Consider the following 20,226-nt stretch of genomic DNA (forward strand, 5'->3'; position numbering starts at 1 on the left):
CTCGTCGAGAGACGGAGCTGTGGCGGTACGTTCGATACCACTGTGGCAGTTGCAAAGCCTGGTGTCTCGTCGATCACTCGACGCGCGCGGCGAAGATGCGCGAGTGCAAAGACTGCGCGCGCATCCCCGCCATCGAGGACGAGATTCGGGACCACCGACTCACCTCGCTCCTGTGGGCACACCAACTGGCCGCAGAAACCACCGCAAGGACCGGAACAGCGGAGGGCGGGTCCCAGTCCGCCCGGAGCGGCCGGAAGCAGGGGCTTGCCCCTGACCCGGAAGCCGGTCCGCATGAGGCCGACGGCCGTCGGCCGAAAACGAGTGGCGGTAAGGCCCAGTGCCGTCTGAGCGATTTCATCCGCACAGACGGGGGTAGCAGTGAGTAACACGGGTACCCGTGCCCCCGGCGCTCACGACTCACCAGCCGCGCGTGCGGTCTCTCGGAGCGATAGATGAGCGTCGGGAAACGCTCATCGTCCGAAATCTCGGACGTATGGGGCTCTCGACTCCGTCCAGACCGATGTAAAGATACCTACCTCGTGGACTACCTGGGCGACCTCGGCCTGCTGGCCTACGGGTACGACCCAGCAGACCCGGACGACGACCTCGAACTTCGCGGGCGCGACCGCGACCGCGTACGGCTGGTAAAGCGCATCTCGACCTCGCCAGAGGGGATTTACCTGCCGACGCTCGTCTCCGAGTGCGTCAAGGGTCAATACATCGGACAATGCGAGCGGTTCGACGGGAGCGACCCGGATTACCAGTTCGTCTACCGGTTCCTGAACGACCTCGACGGGCACGACCCCCAACTCATCGAAAAACGCCAGTCTGACGGCATGACGATGGTCACCCCGACAATTCGCCTACTTGACTTGATATCAGAAGGCATTACTCAAACAACCAGGGAACGCGACGACCTGCTGTACGACCGGCATTTCTGCGAGAACTACCTGAGAACCGCGAATGAGGTCGATGACTGGGGTCGGGACCTGCTGGAAGACTCTTTACATCGGTACCTCAAGCGCATCGAGAACTACCAACTGCTGTTCGACGTCCACTTCTGTGGGCGACGCGGCGGCGACACCACCCGCCGGATGACGAAGCAGTACAACACCCGCTTCAACTCCCAAGGGCGACTGCGAAAGACGTGGGCGCGCTACAACAGTGCGCTCGAACACGCCTACGAGAAGTACGACAACGCCGTCTTGATGACGCTGACGACGGACCCTGGCACGTACGACGACCCGACTCGACCCGACCCGCGCTCGCTGTATGACGGCATCTCGTCGATAAACCCGAATTTCAACCGGCTCCTCTCGTACTTCGATTCGGACCCGTCGACGAAAGACGACACCAGGAAGGACGGCGTTCCCAGTTGGTCACCGGCGCTCGACGGCAAAGTGACCGGGCGACCTCGCTACCGGCCGCCGTACCTGAAAGCTTTGGAGTTCACCGAGAAGGGCTACGCGCACCTGCACGTCCTGATGTTCGACGTTCCGACCCGCGAGAGTGACGGGATGCCGTTCCTGATAGACAAGGCGGAGCTGGAACGGAAGTGGAAGGACTACGGCCAGGGTCAAATCGTCGATCTCTATCCACTCGTGTTTCGGGACGACCTCGACGAAGTGGGGAACTTCGGAACGAAAACGCTCGTCGACGACGACGGCGACCAGTTCGAAGTTCCGGTTTCGAAAGGATTCGTGGACTGGTACCGCTACGGCGACCACGACCACAGCGACGAGTGGATAGCGAAGAACGCGAGGTCTCACGACCTCATCGAGTTCTACGACGACGAGAGCGGGGAGGATGGCGACGAACAGATGCAAAGCCGGACGGCTGGCGCGTACCTCGGAAAGTACCTCTCGGCCACCTTCGGCTCCCTGCTCGAAGCCTCCGAGTCGTTCGAGGACGCGAAAGAGTCGGATTCGTACGCGGACAAGGCGGCGACGTGGAAACTCGGCCTCTACTGGGCGACCGGCAGGCGGTTCTGGTCCATCTCACGAGACATCGAGAAAGCGATAGAGAGGCCCGAGCACCTGCAAGACCCGGACGTTCGGCACGCCGTTCGAGAGTTCTCTATCGACTCTCTCCAGCTCGCGTGCGATGGCGCGACAGTCGAAGAACTCGCGCTCGACGACGTAGTGACACCAGGCGTCGAATCGACGCTCCCGGAGAGTGCCGATTTCTATTGCCATATCGACTACCTGGGTTGCTACGCCTACTGGGACATGCCGACGGCCGACGCGACGGCTACGAATCTCGAACACGTCGAAGACTACGTTGCTTCGGGAGGACAGCCGGAATACCCCGATGTCGGCGGCGAGAAACCCCCACCGGTCGCTGACGTGTGGGGATGACGTAGAAACCTACCCTGCCTGGTGATTCCACTTTCTCACGGTTGGTAGGTACGGCTAGTACCTACTATCAACATGTTCTAGCTGTAATGGCGTCTGAACCAATGTCGTTCGACGACTTCGAAGAAACGCAAGTCGAGGACGACTACGACGACGGAGTAGAGGAAATCAAGTTCGAAGTCGACGAGCCGGTCATCGGCGTTATCGTCGATATCGACCACGACGTGGGACCGAACGAAAACGACGTAATCCATCTCGCCCGCGGCGGCGACCTCGGTGACCGGGTGAAGTTCTGGTCGAACGGCCAGATTCGCCGGACCATCGACAAGAAGGGTCTCGGCAACGGCAGCTGGCTCGCGGTCAAGAAGACCGCCGAGACGCGGACGTACGAACTCGAAAACGGCGGTGGTCTCACGACCATCACCGGCGCGGGGAACCCGAACACGGGGAAGACGAATACGATGTTCCTGCTGAACGGCGACCTCGCGCGGGCGCACTTCGGTGATGACCTGCTGGTCATCTCGAACGTGGGGACGTGGGACGGCGCGGACATCGTGGTGCGGTCGATGTACGACCTGATGGACGTACTGCTGACCCACCGCGAACGGCCGAAGACCGTCACAATCGACGAAGGCTCGACGCACTTCGACGCCCGAACGTTCAGCCGCGAAGTGGCGTCCCAGTGGACGCCCGCGATTAAGCGGTTCTCGAAGCTCGGCGTCGAGTCCGTCGGCGTGGTGAGTCACACGGGGAAGGACGTCCACCCAGAACAGAAACGGCTCTCGACGCTGTCGTTCTACAAAGAGGCGCAGGACGAAGTGACGTTCTACCGCGACTGGGACGCCGATTCAGACTCGCCCGATGGTGAGCTGTTCGGCGGCTCGCTCGTGAACCTCGAACCGACATTAGAGAAGTACGACCCGGACGACGCCGCGCCGTGGGCGTGGAACCTGCCGAGTGACCTGTTTCAGGAGCAGTTCGAAGACTGGGAGGAGTTTCACGAATTTCTTTAGACTAGCTTCTGTTGTATCTCTCCTCTCCTGTTAATGTATAAATACTAAATGTATGAAAAAATAAAGATAACATCTATGATGCTACGGACTGGACTTCCCGGTAAGCATGACGTACTCTGAAGATATCTTAGCTGCAAAACTCCGCGAAGGATTGTGGGGGGCAATACAGCAGTCAGATATCGTCACTCAGGATGACGTCGATTCAATTCGATTTCAAAAACTGTTGCTAGAAGCAGTAGACCATTTTGAACTAGAAGATCGGGTAACTATTGAGTGGTATCTTGACGGTGATTTGTTAACCTCTGGGTCTGCGGAAGTTGAGAAGATGGGCAGTACAGCAGAACTCGACTCGGCGCATCAGTTCCATCTGGAACGATATCCTACCGTTGAGCAAATAACTGAATTTTTCAGTAGTAGGCTGACTGATGAGTTCTTAGAACAATCAGAAAAGAGAGTGTATGAATACCTCAGAGAGTACTATTCAGATCACGAAAGTATTCCCTACCAGGAACTATATCTAGCTAACATAGACATATATGAATATTTGAACGATGTAAAGTACCGTCTGAGGAACGGCGAGGCTCTGGAGACTGGGACCCTCGATGAGTTTCAAGAAAGGTGTAGAAGTCTAAAAACTGAACTACTCCTACACGAGGAATTCTGCTCAGTTCCTCCATTTGTAGATTTATTCGAGGATGCTGGTGTAAAGTTATTGAATACGATAATACGACCAGACCTGGGGCTGGACAATGAGAGAAAATTCAAATTAGTGGATGAATATTCAAAATTCTACTATCGTGCGTTGTGGATTATCCCTGCAAAGATAATTAGTTTCCAGCAGGTTGCTGGACTCAATGAAACTGAGGTTAAGAAAACACGTAGGCGAGAGCTAGAAACAATTGACAAGTCGTTCAAAAACCGATATCGTGAACTCTCGAAATGGATGGGAGATATTGGTCTGCCTGACCTGCCAGCGAGTCTTCCCACAATAGACCCGGAAGCTTCTGTGTCGCCAAATGCCGAGTCCTTGGAGGGACATGATGGAGAATCTACGAACTCTGCCGAAATTGAAAAATCGATTGGCCAAGAACCAAGAGATATCGATCTGGATAGTTTAATGGAGGATGATGACCCAGAGAAGCCGCTCTCTGAACTAGTAATTCAAGGCCGGATGGAGTCATAACGTGCCCATCCTCTACTTTGACACTTGTGCATTAGTGAAGAGATATTACAAAGAGAATGGACATGAAAAGGTCAAACAATTAATTAATACGAGCACCAACACGGTTGTTCTAAACGATTTCGGTTCTGTTGAAGTTGCTTCAGCATTAAGGAAAAAGTACCGTCAAAATGATCTTACGGAGACAAATGCCAGATTGCGGTTAGCTAGGTTCTTGTATGATCGCGGAAAGGAATATACCGTATATGACACAACATCCAGTGTCCTGCTGGACTCTATTGGGCTGGTTTCGAAGCACGATCTCCGATCTTTAGATTCAATCCATCTTTCAACAGCACTAAAAATCCGGGAAAAACACCCAAATCTGCAGTTCGTAACTGCTGATGGTGACTTATACCAGGCCGCAGAGAGTGAAGGGATGAATCCGATCTGGCCTGGTAAACCCACATAACCCGATTTTAAAATAAACTACTAACCCACCCATCCACCCGCCCCCTTTACGGGTAAGGGTGGTGGGTGCTTACTCCTCGTCGTCGAGCACGGACGCGTCGAAATCGCCGGAAAGATACTCGCTTCCGCGATCTGCGATTTCGTAGTACCCGCGCTCAACGCGCGTGACAAAGCCCTGCTCAACGAGAACAGATAACCGTCTATTGACCTCTGATCGGGTCTTGTCGATATTCTTCGCGATGACTGCCGGGGAGAGAATCATCCCAGATGTATCGAGAGCTTCTAAGATCCTCTCGTCGATGGGCATCTGCATCCATTCTCCCGGTTTGCGCATACCACTCGCTCAGAATCAAGCTTCTTACACTTGCCTATGTGAGTGAATAATTAGATTAATTGATGCTGTAAACTACACTAATTAGTGAGAGTATTTTTGTACCTATACCGTGAGATGATGGTCAACGGAAGCTACACACGACGCTGACTGTTGTTCAGTCGGTGTCAGAAGCGGACCCGGTGCGCCAACACCGGTCCGCGGTGGCTCCCGTAATCATGGTACGGAAGCATGTTTGCCTACACGACTCGGGCTATTGAAGCCCCACGACCCACGGCTGTTGATAGACTGACAGAAATCGGTTTCACTTTCGCTCAAACGTACACTTTCACTCCGCGGCCATGGCTCAGTACTTTAACTAGCCCCCTCGAATGGATTACCCGGCTGACGGTCCCTTTCGAGGGTGCTCAACCTACCAAAGCCAGCACCCCCGACCCGGACCGCGGCCTCACAATGGAAGCCATGAATCAGTTATCAGACCGCGGTTGTAAGCGTAGCGACTGGGCCGGAAGTGAATCCGATTCGGAGGTGGTTCGATGAGCGGCGACCTCGACCCGATTACCCCCAAGTCGGCGATGTCGTACTACCTCGACGCTCGTCGATACGACCTCTCCCCCGACACGATTCAGTCCCATCGGTACCGGCTGAAATCGTTCGTCCGCTGGCTCCAGTCGCCGGACTACGGGGACGGCGAAGTGATGAACATGAACGACGTGGACCTGCGGACGGTTCACGCGTACCGCGTGTTCAAGCGCGAGGAGAATTTCGAGGGCGACGACCCGTGTGTTGCGGTGACGATGAAGGGGCAGGTCTCGACGATTCGGACCTTCCTGAGCTACATCGCTGACATTAACGCCGTCTCGGAGGACCTCGCTGAGCGCATCCGGATTCCTCGAATCGACGACGGCGAGGGAGTTTCGGATGCTGTGCTCGAGGCCGAGCGTGCGCGCTCGATTCTCGATTACCTCAATCGCTGGGAGTACGCGACCGTCGAACACGTCGCGCTGTTGCTTCTCTGGAGGACGTCGTGTCGGCTCGGCGGACTGCGGGCGCTCGACGTGTCCGATTTCGACCGGGAGGACAACGCGCTGTGCTTCCGGCACCGACCGGAAACCGGGACTGGCCTGAAGAACGGGTCACACGGTGAACGCGACGTATCGCTGAAGCCGAACGTTGCGAAGGTCGTTGAGGAGTACATCGACGGTCCGCACCGCGACCGGGTGACGGACGAACACGGTCGGGCTCCGCTGATTACGACGACTCACGGCCGGCCATCGACGACGACGATTCGGATGTGGTGCTACAAGTGGACGCGACCGTGCGCGATTGGCGAGGGGTGCCCGGACGACCGGGTCATCGAGGACTGCGACGCGACGTACATCGAGCACGCGAGTAAGTGTCCGTTCTCGGTTTCGTCGCACCCGTTCCGTGCTGGCTCGATTACTGCGTATCGTGATGCCGGTACTCCTCGGGAGGTGCTGTCGGACCGAGGAGATGTGAGCGAGACGGTTCTGGAGAAGCACTACGACCGTGCTTCGTCTCGCCAGCGCATGCGCCGCCGTCAAGACTTTATCCCGGACGACTTATAAGAATGTTTAGGTACATATTTCCGGGCTACGTCTGCCGGTCGAGCAACCAATATGTCAAAACCCATGGGGCCCATACGGTCCCGTTACGATTCTGAGCCGTTTACACCGGAGGGTACGGCTGCTTCCCTCGTTTCGGGCTGTCGGTCGGCCTCGGTCCTGACGCCTCTCGCACGCCCGGTCCGATACTCACCATGCGGAGGCATCGTGTCTTCGAGTCGAATCGACTGCGAGAGCGAAATGTCGCGGTTCGGAAGCGGCCGAGCCAGCTCGACCAGCGGGAGTAACTCCGACCGCAGAAGGATTCCGCGACGATAGCCGTACGGTCGGTTCGGTACCGAGAGAGAGATAGTTCCGATTCGAGATACCGAACGGAGCGTTTTCGGTCGGATTTTCGGCGGTCAAGGCTCGGACTGACGTGGTTAGCTGCCTCACAGTGTTTATGTTGTTCCCCGCGCACGTTCTTCGTCTAACTGGCGCTGAGTTCGGAGTTGACTCGGCGACGACGAGCCAGACGGTGCGAAGACGACGACCAGGATAGTTCTGAAACCGGGGCTAGGAGGCATCTATCGCCGGAATTCGGTGGTTGTCCTCGACTGAGAATTTTTATTATTATACCGAGTAAATGAATATCAATCGTTAAGTATGGTGCGTTCGACAGTGTCTATGTATGTCACGCGATAGCCAGTCTAACGACAATCGGCTCAGTCGGCGTCAATACGTCGCTGGGGCGGGAGCGCTTGCGACGATGGGGCTCGCCGGCTGCTCCGGCGGCGGCGGTTCCAATGACGGCGGCGACGGTAGTACTACTGAAGCGGGCGGCGACGGTAGTACCACTGAAGCGGGTGGCGACGGCGGTGACGGGGGAAGCAGCGCCCCGGTTGAGGTGCTTCACGGCTGGACCGGCGGCGACGGCGCCGCGGCAGCTGAAGCGCTCGAAGCGGCGTTCAACGAGGCCTATCCCGATGTCGGCCTCGACATGAACCCCATCGGCGGCGGCGGGAATCAGAACCTCGACGCCGTCGTGGCGAACCGGCTTCAGAGCGACGACCCGCCGGGCGCGTTCGCCAACTGGCCGGGTCCGAACCTCCTCCGCTACGAGGGCGTCCTCGGCAGCGTCGACGACGTCTGGGAGGAGAACAACTTCGAGGAAGTAATGATCGACGAGGCGGTCGAGCTCCACCAGCAGGGCGGCAGCTATCGAGCCGTTCCGCTCGGTTCGCACCGCCTGAACTGCCTGTTCTACAACGTCTCGGTCGTCGACGAGGCGGGCATCGACGTCGACTCGCTGAACAGTCCCTCGGCGCTCATCGACGCGTTCGAGACGGTCCAAAGCGAGACCGACGCGGTTCCGATGACCCACGCGATGTCCGGGACGTGGACGACGACGCAGCTGTGGGGCGCCGTGATGCTCGCCGTGAACGGCTACCAGCCGTACATGGACTTCCTCAACGGAGAGGGCTCCGAGAGCGCGGTTCGCTCGGCCTTCGAGACGACCGCGGAGATGCTCGAAAACTACATCTCCGACGACGCGGCGTCGCTCAATCTCACCGCGTCGAACCAGAACATCATCAACGGCAACGCCGCCTTCATCCATCAGGGTAACTGGGCGGCCGGCGCGTTCCGGAACGCCGAGAACTTCGCGTACGACGAAGACTGGGGCTTCAAGACGTTCCCCGGCACGGAGGGCATGTACACGCTCCACATGGACTCGTTCCTCTACCCGGCCGACAACCCGACCCCGGAGGCGTCGAAGACCTGGGCGGCGTTCGTCGGCAGCCCCGAAGCGCAGATCGCGTTCAACCAGTACAAGGGCTCGATTCCGACGCGAACCGACGTGAGCATGGAAGAGTTCGGACCGTACCTTCAGGAGACCGCCGAAGACTTCGCCAACGCGGAGTACCGTCCGCCGAACCTCCAGCACGGCCTCGGTGTCCCCTCCGAGACGATGACGGCGCTCAACGAAGTCATCTCCTCGGAGTTCACCGGCCCGTACAACGTCGACGCCGCGACGCAGGGGTTCCTGGACGCGGTCTCGAACTGAGCCCCAAGAAATGTCGAATTTTTATCAACGAGTGCGCCGCGCGATTACTCCCGGTTCGGCTGACGACCAGCGGGTCAACGATGCCGGCGGCGAGCGCGATGCAGTCCGCACCGACGGCGGCGTCGTGAACGAGGACTCCCGGAGTCCGGACTCCGAATCGGGGGCGTTGGACCGCCTCGCCGCGGGAATCGACGGACGGCTCGGGAGCGACTTCCTCGAATCGTCGATTTTCTGGATCCCGCCGTTCCTGCTGATGGGGCTTTTCGTCTACGGCGCGGTCATCTGGAACTTCCTCATCTCGCTGACCGACTACCAGCGGTTCGCGAACGCGCCGGACTACTCGAACCTCGACTTCGAGATGTACACGCGGGCGCTCGCGGACTCGGGATTCATCGACGCCGCGGTCAACACGTTCATACTGCTCGTCGCGTTCACGGCGGGGACGCTCGCGGTCGGTCTCATACTGGCGATTCTCATCGACCGCGGAATCCGATTCGAGAACTCGTTCCGGACGATCTATCTGTTGCCGATGAGCCTCTCGTTCGTCGTGACGGCGCAGTTCTGGCTGTGGATTTACAACTACAACAACGGAATCGCCAACCGCGTCGTCGGTCTCGTCGGCGTCGGCCCGATTAGCTGGCTCGGTAATCAGGCCATCGTCCTCTGGGCGGTCATCTTCGCGTTGATGTGGCAGTTCTCCGGGTACGCGATGGTCGTGTACCTCGCCGGACTCCGCGCGATTCCGGACGAACACTACGAGGCGGCGAAAGTCGACGGCGCGTCGACGCTGAAGATGTACTGGCGGGTCATCATCCCGCAGTTGAAGGGTGCGACGATAAGCGCCGCCGTCGTGCTGATGGTGTTCGGAATGAAGGCGTTCGACTTCCTTTACTCGCTGGTCGGCGGCTATCGGCCGCCGAACGGTGCCGACATCTTAGCGACGAAGATGGTCCGCGAGGCGTACGCGAACCTCAACTGGGCGTACGGCGCGGCGATTGCTATCGTCCTGTTTGCGATGGCGCTCGGCGTTATCGGCCCGTACCTCGTCTACGAGTACCGGAGGAACAACCTATGACAGACGACACGCTTCGAACGGACGGCGGAACGGCGACGTTCACGGCCCGGCTACGCCGGAACGTCGAGCAGATGACGATAGAGGACGCCGGTCTGTACGTCGTCCTGCTGTTGGCGGCGGGATTCTATCTCGTCCCCATCGAGTCCGGGCTGGTCACGTCGATCAAGACCGGGACCGCAATCGTCGAGACCGCTCCGTTCGCCCCGCCCGGGCCGTCCGGGTTCACGCTGGAGAAGTGGCAGGCGGCGGTCGAGGCCCTGCTACGCGGGATGGGCAACAGCATGCTGTACGCCGTGCCCGCGACGGTCATTTCGGCGTTCGTCGGCAGCATCACGGCGTACGGGCTGACGATTCCCGATTGGAAGCAGTCGTACAAGGCGCTGGTCTTGGCGCTCATCATCGCGGGCATCTTCATCCCGTACCAGGCCGTGTTGGTGCCGCTGACGCAGTTCTGGTCGCAGTGGGCCCAGCTCACCGACCTGCTGTCGTTCGTCTGGGCGCTCGGTATCCCGAACGACTACGTCGGCATCGTCGAACTCGTGGTGACCCACGTCGCCTACGGGATTCCGATCTGTACGCTCCTGTTCCGGACGTACTACAAGACGATGAGCGAGGAGATGATCGAGTCCGCGCGCCTCGACGGGGCGACGCTCCGGCGGGTGTACCGGCGGATCGTCTTCCCGCTTTCGGGACCGATGTTCGCCGTGGTCCTCATCTACCAGTTCACCCAGATCTGGAACGACCTCCTGTTCACGCTGGTGCTCGTCTCGACGGAGTCGAGTCCGGCGGCCCCCGTCGTGTTGATTCTCGCGGGGCTCGGCACCTCGCTCGAGGGACAGGACTTCGCGCTCCGGATGGCCGGAGCGTTCTTCGCGGCGCTCCCGACGCTCGCGGTGTACATCTTCTTCGGCGACGAGTTCGCCGAGGGGGTGGCGGCGTGACGCGTCGTCGCGCCGACGCGACCGCCGTCGAGACCGTCTCGAACGGCGACCGCGGCCACCGGCGGCGACCCCCGGCGCGGTTCGGAACCGACAGCACACCAACGATACCTACTCAGAGATATGGCAACGCTTGAACTCGATTCGATAACGAAGACGTTCCAGGACGGCGACGACGAAATCGTCGCTGTCGACGACATCTCGATGTCGATAGACGACGGGGAGTTCCTCGTCGTCGTCGGCCCGTCGGGCTGTGGCAAGTCGACGACGCTCCGGATGATTGCGGGCCTGGAGACGATTACGTCGGGCACGATTTCGCTCGGCGACCGCGTCATCAACGACGTGGCCTCTCAGGACCGGGACATCGCGATGGTGTTCCAGTCGTACGCGCTGTACCCGCACATGACCGTCCGCCAGAACATGTCGTTCGGTCTGGAGGAATCGACCGACCTCCCGGACGACGAAATCGGTCGGATGGTCTCGGAGACGGCCGACCTGCTCGACATCCCGAGCCTGTTGGACCGGAAGCCGAGCGACCTCTCGGGCGGCCAACAGCAGCGCGTCGCACTCGGCCGCGCCATCGTGCGCGACCCCGAGGTGTTCCTGATGGACGAACCGCTCAGCAACCTGGACGCGAAGCTCCGCGCGCAGATGCGGACTGAGCTCCAGCGGCTCCAAGACGACCTCGGCGTCACGACCGTCTACGTCACCCACGACCAGACGGAGGCGATGACGATGGGCGACCGCATCGCCATCCTCGACGGCGGGGAGCTCCAGCAGATTGCGACGCCGCTGGAGTGTTACCACGAGCCCGCAAACCAGTTCGTCGCGAGCTTCCTCGGCGAGCCGTCGATGAACTTCTTCGACGTGACTCGCGAGGGCGACCGCCTGGTCGGTGACTCCTTCGAGTACCCGGTCGGCGCGGAGATACGCGACGACATCGGCGACGTGACCGACCTCGTCCTCGGTATCCGCCCCGAGTCAATCGAACTCGTCGAGGCCGCGAGCGGCGACCACGACTTCGAGATGACGGTCGACGTCGTCGAGCCGATGGGCGACGAGAACACGGTGTACCTCTATTTCGAGCCCGACGCGGACCCCGAGACCGCGGAGACGCTGGTCGCGACCACGGACGGCCTCACGCGCATCAGTCCGGGCGAGGCGCTGGTCGCGCGGATTCCGGAGGAGGCAATCCACCTCTTCGACGGCAGGACGGGCGAAGCGCTCCACAATCGGTCGATGGAAGAAGCCGCACAGCAGATCGACCTCGGCTAACCGCCCCGTCTTTTTCGGTCGTTCGACCCCGCGCCGTTTCTCTTCTCACCAGGGGGTGGTCCGGCCGACGCCTTCGGCGACGAGCGCCGCGGCGGCGACGTGAGCGTACGCGCACCAGCCGAGCGCCAGGAGGGCGGCGACGCTCCGCGAAATCGTCGCCGCGAGCGCGCTCCACGCGAGGACGACGAGGACGGCCGCGCCCACCCACGCGAAGAAGTACGTCCCCGAGGCCGCCCCGCGAAGGGCGTCTCGCCGGAGCCCCGCGCGGAGTCCCTCGTGAACGCTCACGGCGGTCGCGGCCGGAAGGAGATACGCGCAGACGACCGTGACGAGCAGCGCGACGGTCGCGAGCATCGCCGTCGTCACGCCGGTCAGCACGGCCGGAATCGAGCCGGTCGCGGTCACGTAGCCGACGGCGACGACGGTGACCGCGGCCGGGAGGAGGTAGACGGCGGCGACGCCGACCACTCGCCCGGCGAGTCTGAGCGTCTCGGTCGTCGCCAGCGGGGGAAAGCCGTCGCCGGCGAGCACGCCGCCGACGAGGCCGAGGAAGACGACGAGGGGGACGACCGCGGCGAGCGCGGGGGCCAGAAACGTGAGGTCTGGCCAGAGTCGCGCTGCGAGGCGGAGGAGCGTCCCACCGACCAGCAGCGCGACGAGACACGTCGCGGTGCCGTCCACTCGCGCCCGGTCCGCGAACGGGTACCGGAGGGCGTCGACGAACACGTCACTCACTCCGCGCGCGGTCGGTGACGCCGCGCGCCGGCGAGTCGTCGGCCGGGCTGAACACAGGTCGGAACACGGCTATTCGCTCGACGGCACCGCGCAAAAGGGTGTTGATCGCACGCCTGAGCGCATCCGACGCCGTCGCGCTCACGATGCGCGACGAGGGCGGAACGGTCCCGCGAGACTGGGACTCCGTTCGCGGTGACCGCGCCAGCGTGCGAGTGCACCCCTCTTCTGACAGGCTCCCACGAGACAGCTCCCGGCCGACAGACAGTATCGTAATGAATGTGATAGTTACTGCGACACGGTCGCCGTCTCACGGCTATCCGCCCGAGCCCGTGCTGCCACCTCACACGCTTCAGTCACCGTTTTAGAAGCGATAATCCGATATCGACAAACGAGATTTTAGGCCACACGAAAAATTGTTCGTTCTCGGATAAGTATTAAGTGCTCGCAGTCCCAACTACCAGTCGAGATGAGCACACAGAAGTCAGTCCTCAAGGAAGCAGGCAGCGTCGGCGACAACCCGGTTCGACTCGACACCGAGAAAGCCGAGCAGATAATCGAAGCGCTGAACACCGACCTCGCGGACGCGTACGTCCTCTACCACCAGCTCCACAAGCACCACTGGAACGCCGAAGGTGCCGAGCACCTCCGCATCCACGAGTTCCTCCAGGAGGCCTACGAGGAAGTCGAGGAGGCCGCCGACGAAATCGCGGAGCGCCTCCAGTCCATCGGCGGCGTCCCCCACGCCAGCATGCCCGCGCTGAGCGAGGCCGCGACGGTCGAGCCCGAAGACGAGGACGTCTACGACATCCGCACCTCGCTGTCGAACGACCTCGAAATGTACGGCGACATCATCGAGAGCTACCGCGAACACATCGAACTCGCCGCGGGTCTCGGGGACCACGCGACGGCGCACATGCTCCGCGAGCAACTCATCGAAATCGAAGAACACGCCCACGTCATCGACCACTACCTCGAAGACGACACGCTCGTTCAGTAAGCGCCGCCGCCGACGCGTCGGAGGACGCCGTTTTCGTTCCGACGTTCGACGCTTTTTCCCGGGGTGATTCCCGCGACGCGTAGCTCCCGTACTCGTCGCGCTCGCGTCCCGAGCGCGCCCGTTCGAACGGGACTATCGCGTCACGTCGATAGTCACGTCGCTCGAAATCCAGCCGTCGCTGTTGCCCGACTCCATGAACACCGACTTCCCCGGTCCACCTTTGCAGACGGATATCTCGGGGGAGTCGGGTCGGTCGGGCTCCGACACGGATTCAGAGTTCGACTGCGTACCAGCGGCCATTGCGATGCTTTAGGGAAACCTAAAACAAAAAGGGTGCGGTTCCGTGGCGACAAATTAGTGCTATTTGTTGACAAGCAGCAAGGGTCGTTCGGATTCACGCCGATGCGTTCAGCTCGCGGGGTTGTCCGGGGACGACGTCGATTCCGACCCAGCCGCCTGACGTGCTCCGTCGCGGTCGCCGTCGCCGCGAAGCAGCGTCGCCGAGAGACGCTCGGCGACCGTCGGGCTGACGTTCCCGACTAGTTGCATCGCCTCGTCTTCGTGGTCGTTGACGCCGAGCACGTCCCGGCAGAACCGCGAGAGGATTTGGTAGGTGTCGTAGAGGTCCGCGGCGGCGTCGCGGCCCTCGGCAGTGAGCGTCGCGCCCTCGTAGGGCTCGTAGTCCACGAGTCCCTTGGCATCGAGGTTCTGGAGGCGCTCCGTCGCCGCGGGCGGCGAGCGGTCGAGCGCGTCGGCGACGTACCCCGGCGAAATCGGTGACTCCTCGTCGTCCTCCCGCTCGGCGATGTACAGCGTGAGGAGATACTGCGGCGCGCCGATCATACGCGGCGGACGAGGTGGTCGCGCACGGCTCGCTGACAGTCCGCGCAGCTGTCGTCCACGCGGGTCGCGGCCGCCAAGACCGGGTGGTCGGTCGCGCGGTCCTCGTAGAGGTACGTCGCGAGAAATCGGTGGTCAACTTCGACCGCCGCGGTGTGGTGGGTCGCCCCGTTGAGGTGTCGCTGTCGCTCGCGGACCAGTCGGTCGCACGCCTCGCGGTGGTCGGCGAGCGTCTCGTGACGCCGCCGGAGGGCGTCGAACCCCAGCTCCGAAAGCGGCGTCTCGTCCGCCCGTGCCACCCAGCCTTCCCACTCGTCCAGCACGGCGAGCGCCGCCCGAAGCGACCGCTCTTCGCCGTCGAGCGCCCGGCACATCCCGTCGAGAGCTCGCTGTCGCTCCGTCGCCGCCGACACGACCGCCTCTTTGACCGCCGGCGTGAACCGGCTCCCGGCGTCCGGGGAGAGCGCCGTCGCGACCTCCGGGCCGAACTCCTCGCGTATCGTCACCGCGAGCGGTTCGGACTCGCTCACGTCGGAGACGCTGTGCGGGCGTATCGTCTCCGCGAACAGCTCGCGGACTCGTCGCCGCCCCTCGTCGGCGGCGTCGTCTCGTCGGGTCGCCGCCGCCACCGACGCGGTCCCGCACGCGGTCGCCCGGGTGGTCCCGGCTGGGGGGCGCGCCGACTGCGCGGCGAGCTTTCGCACGCGGCGTTCGAACCGCTCGACGGCCCGTCGCTTCGCCAGCACCTGTTCGCGCTCGCTCGCGACGCGGTCAAGCGCGTCTCGGACGCCCGCGGCGCAGTCAGCAACCACGTCTGCACCTCCGAACACCCGGCGCGTCCGACCGCGACAGTACGCTCGGACCGGCGGTTTCGACGCCGAGGCACTCGCGCATGGTCAACACTCACCCGCGACGGTTCCGCCGCCGCACGCGAGCGCGCCGCGTCGGTTCGGTCTCGACGACCGTTGCGACTCCTTGTCGGCCATACCATTTAGGCCAACCTAAAACAACATAGTGTCTTCGGTTTTTAGGCCATCCTAAACAGAGGTCGCACGGCGGGCGCGCGGTCACTCCTCGGGCCCGTTCGGTCGGTTCCCCCTCGGGACGCCCCACCCGAGTTCGGTGAGCGACGCCACGCAGACCGCCGCGACGACGACGTGCATCACCATCAACACGAGGACGCCCGGCACGGTCGCTCCGGGGTCGACGTACAGGAGCCCGATGTCGGGGAGGAACGACGCCACGAGCACCGCGACCGCGACCCTGAAAAACGTCCGGTCCGCGTCGGTGACGCGGCCCGTGAGCAGTCCGTAGACGAGCGTCGCCGCGACCGCGCCGGCGGCCGAGAGGAACACGACCGGCGGGTACGAAAGCGGTGCGAACGGCTCGACGAGCCCCATTCCGAGGACGAGCGTCAATAAGAGCGCGTTCGCGACGCTCGCGACCGCCGCGGTCGCCAGCCCGCGACGCGCGAGGGCCGTCCACGTCGGGCGGACCGAGGGTGTCACGGTTACCATGCCATGATGTAGCACGCCACGGGTGATGAATCCACGCGTCTTCGGTGACTCGTGACGCTCCGCGAGTCCGACGCGTGGGTCGAACGCGGTCGGGGTGGCACCCCGACTCAGTCCCCCGATTCGGCTCCCCGGTGCAGCCCGCTGACCGCCTCCCGGCGTCAGTTCTCGGTCAGGAGCCAACGGAGCACGTAGTGGAGGATGCCGCCGTGTTCGACGTACGTCACCGCGGCGGGCGTACCGACCTGCGCGGTCACGTCGAACTCGACTTCGGTTCCGTCGTCTTTCGTGGCGATAACCGTCAGTTCGTCGTTGACTTCGAGGCCGTCGTCGAGGCCGCGGATGTCGAACTGCTCGGAGCCGTCGAGGCCGAGCGACTCCCACGAGTCGCCGGCTTCGAACTGGAGCGGGAGGACGCCCATGCCGACGAGGTTGTCGCGGTAGATGCGCTCGTAGCTCTCGGCGATGGTCGCGCGCACGCCGAGGAGGTCGGTGCCCTTCGCCGCCCAGTCGCGGCTGGAGCCGGTCCCGAACTCGACGCCCGAGAGGACGACGAGCGGGGTCCCCTCCTCGCGGTAGCGCTGGCTGGCCTCGAAGACGGTCGTCTCCTCGCCCGTCGGGTGGTGAATCGTGTAGCCGCCCTCCACGTCGTCGAGCATCCGGTTTTCGATGCGGACGTTGGCGAACGTCCCGCGCATCATCACCTCGTGGTTGCCGCGGCGGGAGCCGTAGGTGTTGAAGTCCACGGGGTCGACGCCGTGGTCCATGAGCCACTGGCCGGCCGGCAGTTTCGACCCGAACGGCCCGGCGGGGCTGATGTGGTCGGTCGTCACCGTGTCGCCGAGCGTCAGCAGACAGCGGGCGTCTTCGATGTCGGAGACGCCGGGTTTCTCCAGCGGGAAGTCCGTAAAGAACGGCGGCTCGCGGATGTAGGTCGACTCGTCGTCCCAGTCGTACACGTCGCCGGTCGGCGCTTCGAGCGCCTCCCACCGCTCGTCGCCCTCGAACACCTCGGCGTACTTCTCGCGGAACATCGAGGGGTCGACGCTGTCGTGGATGGTCTCCCGTATCTCGTCGGCGTCCGGCCAGATGTCCGCGAGGTAGACGGCGTTGCCGTCGTCGTCGGTGCCGAGCGGGTCGGTTTCGAGGTCGATGTCCATCCGCCCGGCGAGGCCGTAGGCGACGACCAGCGGCGGGCTGGCGAGGTAGTTCGCGCGAATCTTCGGGTGGATGCGCGCCTCGAAGTTGCGGTTGCCGCTGAGGACGCTCGTCGTCCACAGGCCGTGTTCGTCGATGGCGTTCTCGATGGGTTCGGGCAGCGGCCCGGCGTTGCCGATGCAGGTGGTACAGCCGTAGCCGACCACGTCGTAGCCGAGCGCTTCGAGATGCGGGAGCAGGTCGGCTTTCTTCAGGTACTCCGTGACGACGCGACTCCCCGGCGCGAGGCTCGTCTTCACGTACTCGGGCACGTCGAGGCCCTTCTCCAGCGCGTTACGCGCGAGGAGGCCCGCGGCGACCATGACCGACGGGTTCGAGGTGTTCGTACAGGAGGTGATGGCGCTGACGACGACGCTCCCGTGGCCGATTTCGACCGTCTCGCCGCCGAGGTCGACTTCGACGCGCTTGGTTAGCTCACCGAGGTCGGGTTCTTCCGGGGCCGCCTCGGGCGTCTCGGTCAGCGTCCCGCCGTCGCCCGCGAGCTCGCCGCCGTCGCCTCCCTCACCGAGCCAGCGAGTGATTGCCTCCTCGTCCACGTCGTCGACGACCTCCTCGAACTCGCCGTAGAGGAGTTCGCGGAAGTGCGTCTTCATGTCGCCCATGGCGACGCGGTCCTGCGGGCGCTTCGGCCCGGCGAGGCTCGGTTCGACCGCCGAGAGGTCCACGTCGACCGTCTCCGTGTACTCGGGGTGTTGCTCGCCGAAGAGCCCCTGCGCGTCGAGGTACTCGCGGACGAGTTCGATGTGTTCGGGGTCGCGGCCCGTCAGTTCGAGGTAGTCCAGCGTCGCCTCGTCGACCGGGAAGACGCTGATGGTCGACCCCTGTTCGGGGGCCATGTTGGAGATGGTCGCCCGGTCGGGGACCGAGAGGTTCCCCACGCCGGGGCCGAAGAACTCGACGAACCGGTCGACGACGCCGACCTCGCGGAGCTGTTCGGTGACGTGCAACACGAGGTCGGTCGCGGTCGCGCCCTCGGGGAGTTCGCCGTCGAGTCTGACGCCGACGACCTCGGGGAGCTTCATCGTGATGGGCTGGCCGAGCATCGCCGCCTCGGCCTCGATGCCGCCGACGCCCCAGCCGACGACGCCGATGCCGCCTATCATCGGCGTGTGGCTGTCGGTGCCGACGAGCGTGTCGGGGAGGAGCCAGCGGTCGCCGCGCCACTCGCGGTCGTGGACGACCCGCCCGAGGTGTTCGAGGTTCACCTGGTGGACGATACCCGTGCCCGGCGGGACGACGCTGAAGTTGTCGAAGGCGTTCTGCGCCCACTTGAGCGCCTTGTAGCGCTCGGCGTTGCGCTCGTACTCCAGTTCGACGTTCTTCTCGTAGGCGTCGGGCGAGCCGAAGAAGTCCACCTGCACGCTGTGGTCGATGACGAGGTCACAGGGAACTTCGGGTTCGACGAGCTTCGGGTCCTCGCCGGCGCGGTCGGCGGCCGACCGGAGCGCAGCGAGGTCGACGACCGCTGGCACGCCCGTGAGGTCCTGCAACACCACGCGAGACGGCGTGAACGGAACTTCGACGTTCGGCACGTCCGGCTCCCACGAGGCGGCGTTTCGCACGTCGTCTTCGGTGACGATGTCGCCGTCGACGTTTCGCAGTACGGACTCCAACAGGATGCGGATGCTCACCGGGAGCCTGTCGAGTTCGCAGAGGCCCTGTTCTTCGAGTACGGTCAGGTCCGCCATCTTGTACGTGGTTCCGTCGTGTTCGAACTCACGGACGGCGTCCAGTGTCTCAGTGTCGCTCATGGTCGACTGATAGGGTCTCCGCGGGCTTGAATGCGGGACTCGTTCTCACACCGTCGGAATCGGGGCGAACGCGGGGCGTTGCGGCTCTCGGAACCGCTTCGACGCCGGGCATCGGCCGCCGCGACGCCGGCTACTCCTCGGGGACGCCCGCGACGCCGACGTACTCGTTGACCTCGTCTTGGACGTACCGGCGGACGCGCTCGCAGTAGTCCCACAGGAGGTCGTTGAACTGCTCGCGCTCCGGCTCGGTCAGGCTCTCGCCGCCCCGCGACCACGACGACGGAATCTCCGGGTGGCGGGTGCAGACGACCGAAATCGGGTGGTTCTTCGGATGACCCATGACGACGGCGTACTCGTCCGTGCCCCAGAGCCCGTCGTCGCCGTCGCCCGCGAGTTCCGCGTCCACCTCGTCGAGAAGCTGCCGCTCCTCGGCCGTGACGGCGGCGTCGTCACCGGCGAACAGCTCGCGGTACGCCCGGTCGCGGGCCGTGTACGTCCACCCGTCGAGTCGCTCCCGCGCCTCGCGGAGGAGTCGTCTGTCGGCTTCCATGCGTATCAAAAGGCGCGCCGAGGCCATAGGCGTACGCCCGCTTGAAGCGCGCGACCCCGGCGTCGAGTGGGCCGACCGACGACGCCGACGACGCCGACGACGGCGGTCACTCCCGCGCCGCGGTCAGCTTCTCCCCGAGTCGGTCGGCGTCGACGCGGAACTTGAACGCCGGTCGGCCGTCGACGTAGACGTAGGGCACGCGCTCCCCGTACTTCTCGCGGAGTTCCTCGTCGCTGTCGACGTTCACGAGGTCGATATCGACCGTGACAGCCACCTCGTCTGCGACCTCGCGAACGGTCGCTTCGGCCTCGTCGCAGAGGTGACACTCCGTGCGCGTGTAGATGACGATGGGGACGGCGTCGCTCATCGTCCGAT

19 protein-coding genes are annotated in these 20,226 nt (G+C 62.9%); 10 read left to right on the plus strand and 9 right to left on the minus strand.

The window, feature by feature from the left end:
- The first annotated feature begins 539 nt into the window (after window positions 1-539).
- The 4 genes from C458_RS15925 (at window position 540) to C458_RS17985 (ending at window position 4,998) form a co-directional block, all read left to right on the plus strand.
- Window positions 540-2,357 carry a hypothetical protein gene (locus C458_RS15925; RefSeq protein ID WP_008577217.1) on the plus strand — a complete coding sequence of 606 codons (1,818 nt, stop codon included), beginning with the start codon at window positions 540-542 and terminating at the stop codon, window positions 2,355-2,357.
- A gap of 101 nt (window positions 2,358-2,458) precedes the next feature.
- A complete protein-coding gene (locus C458_RS15930; RefSeq protein WP_008577218.1) occupies window positions 2,459-3,367 on the plus strand; it encodes a hypothetical protein in 909 nt (302 codons plus the stop codon).
- Window positions 3,368-3,473: 106 nt separating this feature from the next.
- Window positions 3,474-4,550: a hypothetical protein gene (locus C458_RS18210; RefSeq protein ID WP_152418146.1), complete on the plus strand. Its 1,077-nt coding sequence runs from the start codon at window positions 3,474-3,476 to the stop codon at window positions 4,548-4,550.
- 1 nt (window position 4,551) lies between these two features.
- Window positions 4,552-4,998, plus strand: a complete 447-nt coding sequence (locus C458_RS17985; protein WP_008577219.1) for a type II toxin-antitoxin system VapC family toxin — start codon at window positions 4,552-4,554, stop codon at window positions 4,996-4,998.
- A gap of 69 nt (window positions 4,999-5,067) precedes the next feature.
- Here the strand turns inward: C458_RS17985 and C458_RS15935 are convergent, their stop codons facing one another.
- Window positions 5,068-5,331: a winged helix-turn-helix domain-containing protein gene (locus C458_RS15935; protein WP_008578454.1), complete on the minus strand. Its 264-nt coding sequence runs from the start codon at window positions 5,329-5,331 to the stop codon at window positions 5,068-5,070.
- A 533-nt stretch (window positions 5,332-5,864) separates the two neighbouring features.
- Between C458_RS15935 and C458_RS15940 the strand changes: the two genes are divergently transcribed.
- The 5 genes from C458_RS15940 to C458_RS15960 all read left to right on the plus strand — a co-directional run bounded on the left by C458_RS15940 (window position 5,865) and on the right by C458_RS15960 (window position 12,246).
- Window positions 5,865-6,917, plus strand: coding sequence for a site-specific integrase (locus C458_RS15940; RefSeq protein ID WP_008577221.1), 1,053 nt, complete (start codon window positions 5,865-5,867; stop codon window positions 6,915-6,917).
- Between the two features lie 883 nt (window positions 6,918-7,800).
- Window positions 7,801-8,958 (plus strand): ABC transporter substrate-binding protein, encoded by a 1,158-nt coding sequence (locus C458_RS15945; RefSeq protein WP_004044400.1) that lies wholly within the window; start codon window positions 7,801-7,803, stop codon window positions 8,956-8,958.
- A gap of 31 nt (window positions 8,959-8,989) precedes the next feature.
- Window positions 8,990-10,033: a carbohydrate ABC transporter permease gene (locus C458_RS15950; protein WP_008577222.1), complete on the plus strand. Its 1,044-nt coding sequence runs from the start codon at window positions 8,990-8,992 to the stop codon at window positions 10,031-10,033.
- Window positions 10,030-10,974, plus strand: coding sequence for a carbohydrate ABC transporter permease (locus tag C458_RS15955; RefSeq protein ID WP_008577224.1), 945 nt, complete (start codon window positions 10,030-10,032; stop codon window positions 10,972-10,974). The genes C458_RS15950 and C458_RS15955 overlap by 4 nt, the downstream gene beginning before the upstream one ends.
- Before the next feature lie 120 nt (window positions 10,975-11,094).
- Window positions 11,095-12,246: an ABC transporter ATP-binding protein gene (locus C458_RS15960; protein WP_008577225.1), complete on the plus strand. Its 1,152-nt coding sequence runs from the start codon at window positions 11,095-11,097 to the stop codon at window positions 12,244-12,246.
- Window positions 12,247-12,291: 45 nt separating this feature from the next.
- Here C458_RS15960 and C458_RS15965 read toward each other — a convergent pair whose 3' ends face one another.
- Complete coding sequence (locus C458_RS15965) at window positions 12,292-12,981, minus strand: hypothetical protein (protein WP_008577226.1); 690 nt, start codon at window positions 12,979-12,981, stop codon at window positions 12,292-12,294.
- 466 nt (window positions 12,982-13,447) lie between these two features.
- Here C458_RS15965 and dpsA point away from each other — a divergent pair, with 466 nt between their 5' ends.
- On the plus strand, window positions 13,448-13,978 hold the full coding sequence (gene dpsA / locus C458_RS15970; RefSeq protein WP_008577227.1) for a DNA starvation/stationary phase protection protein DpsA: 531 nt from the start codon (window positions 13,448-13,450) through the stop codon (window positions 13,976-13,978).
- A 132-nt stretch (window positions 13,979-14,110) separates the two neighbouring features.
- Here the strand turns inward: dpsA and C458_RS18565 are convergent, their stop codons facing one another.
- The 7 genes from C458_RS18565 to C458_RS16000 form a co-directional block, all read right to left on the minus strand.
- The gene (locus C458_RS18565; RefSeq protein ID WP_004065234.1) at window positions 14,111-14,278 is read right to left on the minus strand and encodes a hypothetical protein; all 168 of its coding nucleotides are present in this window, start codon (window positions 14,276-14,278) and stop codon (window positions 14,111-14,113) included.
- Window positions 14,279-14,386: 108 nt separating this feature from the next.
- On the minus strand, window positions 14,387-14,821 hold the full coding sequence (locus C458_RS15975; protein WP_004065233.1) for a metal-dependent transcriptional regulator: 435 nt from the start codon (window positions 14,819-14,821) through the stop codon (window positions 14,387-14,389).
- The gene (locus C458_RS15980) at window positions 14,818-15,630 is read right to left on the minus strand and encodes a hypothetical protein (protein ID WP_008577228.1); all 813 of its coding nucleotides are present in this window, start codon (window positions 15,628-15,630) and stop codon (window positions 14,818-14,820) included. Before C458_RS15980 ends, C458_RS15975 begins: the two co-directional genes overlap by 4 nt.
- 255 nt (window positions 15,631-15,885) lie before the next feature.
- A complete protein-coding gene (locus tag C458_RS15985) occupies window positions 15,886-16,335 on the minus strand; it encodes a DUF6069 family protein (RefSeq protein ID WP_008577229.1) in 450 nt (149 codons plus the stop codon).
- A gap of 158 nt (window positions 16,336-16,493) precedes the next feature.
- Window positions 16,494-19,301, minus strand: coding sequence for an aconitate hydratase (locus C458_RS15990; RefSeq protein WP_008577230.1), 2,808 nt, complete (start codon window positions 19,299-19,301; stop codon window positions 16,494-16,496).
- A 130-nt stretch (window positions 19,302-19,431) separates the two neighbouring features.
- The gene (locus C458_RS15995) at window positions 19,432-19,851 is read right to left on the minus strand and encodes a hypothetical protein (RefSeq protein WP_008577233.1); all 420 of its coding nucleotides are present in this window, start codon (window positions 19,849-19,851) and stop codon (window positions 19,432-19,434) included.
- A 106-nt stretch (window positions 19,852-19,957) separates the two neighbouring features.
- Window positions 19,958-20,218, minus strand: a complete 261-nt coding sequence (locus C458_RS16000; RefSeq protein ID WP_008577234.1) for a glutaredoxin family protein — start codon at window positions 20,216-20,218, stop codon at window positions 19,958-19,960.
- Window positions 20,219-20,226: the final 8 nt, after the last annotated feature.

Source organism: Haloferax sp. ATCC BAA-644, assembly GCF_000336975.1.
GTDB lineage: Archaea > Halobacteriota > Halobacteria > Halobacteriales > Haloferacaceae > Haloferax > Haloferax volcanii.

Coding starts and splice junctions, on each gene's coding strand:
- C458_RS16000 (WP_008577234.1), bottom strand. CDS start 20,218: ATGAGCGACGCCGTCCCCATCGTCATCTACACGCGCACGGAGTGTCAC.
- C458_RS15935 (WP_008578454.1), bottom strand. CDS start 5,331: ATGCGCAAACCGGGAGAATGGATGCAGATGCCCATCGACGAGAGGATC.
- C458_RS15990 (WP_008577230.1), bottom strand. CDS start 19,301: ATGAGCGACACTGAGACACTGGACGCCGTCCGTGAGTTCGAACACGAC.
- C458_RS15960 (WP_008577225.1), top strand. CDS start 11,095: ATGGCAACGCTTGAACTCGATTCGATAACGAAGACGTTCCAGGACGGC.
- C458_RS15955 (WP_008577224.1), top strand. CDS start 10,030: ATGACAGACGACACGCTTCGAACGGACGGCGGAACGGCGACGTTCACG.
- C458_RS18210 (WP_152418146.1), top strand. CDS start 3,474: ATGACGTACTCTGAAGATATCTTAGCTGCAAAACTCCGCGAAGGATTG.
- C458_RS15975 (WP_004065233.1), bottom strand. CDS start 14,821: ATGATCGGCGCGCCGCAGTATCTCCTCACGCTGTACATCGCCGAGCGG.
- C458_RS15930 (WP_008577218.1), top strand. CDS start 2,459: ATGTCGTTCGACGACTTCGAAGAAACGCAAGTCGAGGACGACTACGAC.
- C458_RS18565 (WP_004065234.1), bottom strand. CDS start 14,278: ATGGCCGCTGGTACGCAGTCGAACTCTGAATCCGTGTCGGAGCCCGAC.
- C458_RS15940 (WP_008577221.1), top strand. CDS start 5,865: ATGAGCGGCGACCTCGACCCGATTACCCCCAAGTCGGCGATGTCGTAC.
- C458_RS15995 (WP_008577233.1), bottom strand. CDS start 19,851: ATGGAAGCCGACAGACGACTCCTCCGCGAGGCGCGGGAGCGACTCGAC.
- dpsA (WP_008577227.1), top strand. CDS start 13,448: ATGAGCACACAGAAGTCAGTCCTCAAGGAAGCAGGCAGCGTCGGCGAC.
- C458_RS15985 (WP_008577229.1), bottom strand. CDS start 16,335: ATGGTAACCGTGACACCCTCGGTCCGCCCGACGTGGACGGCCCTCGCG.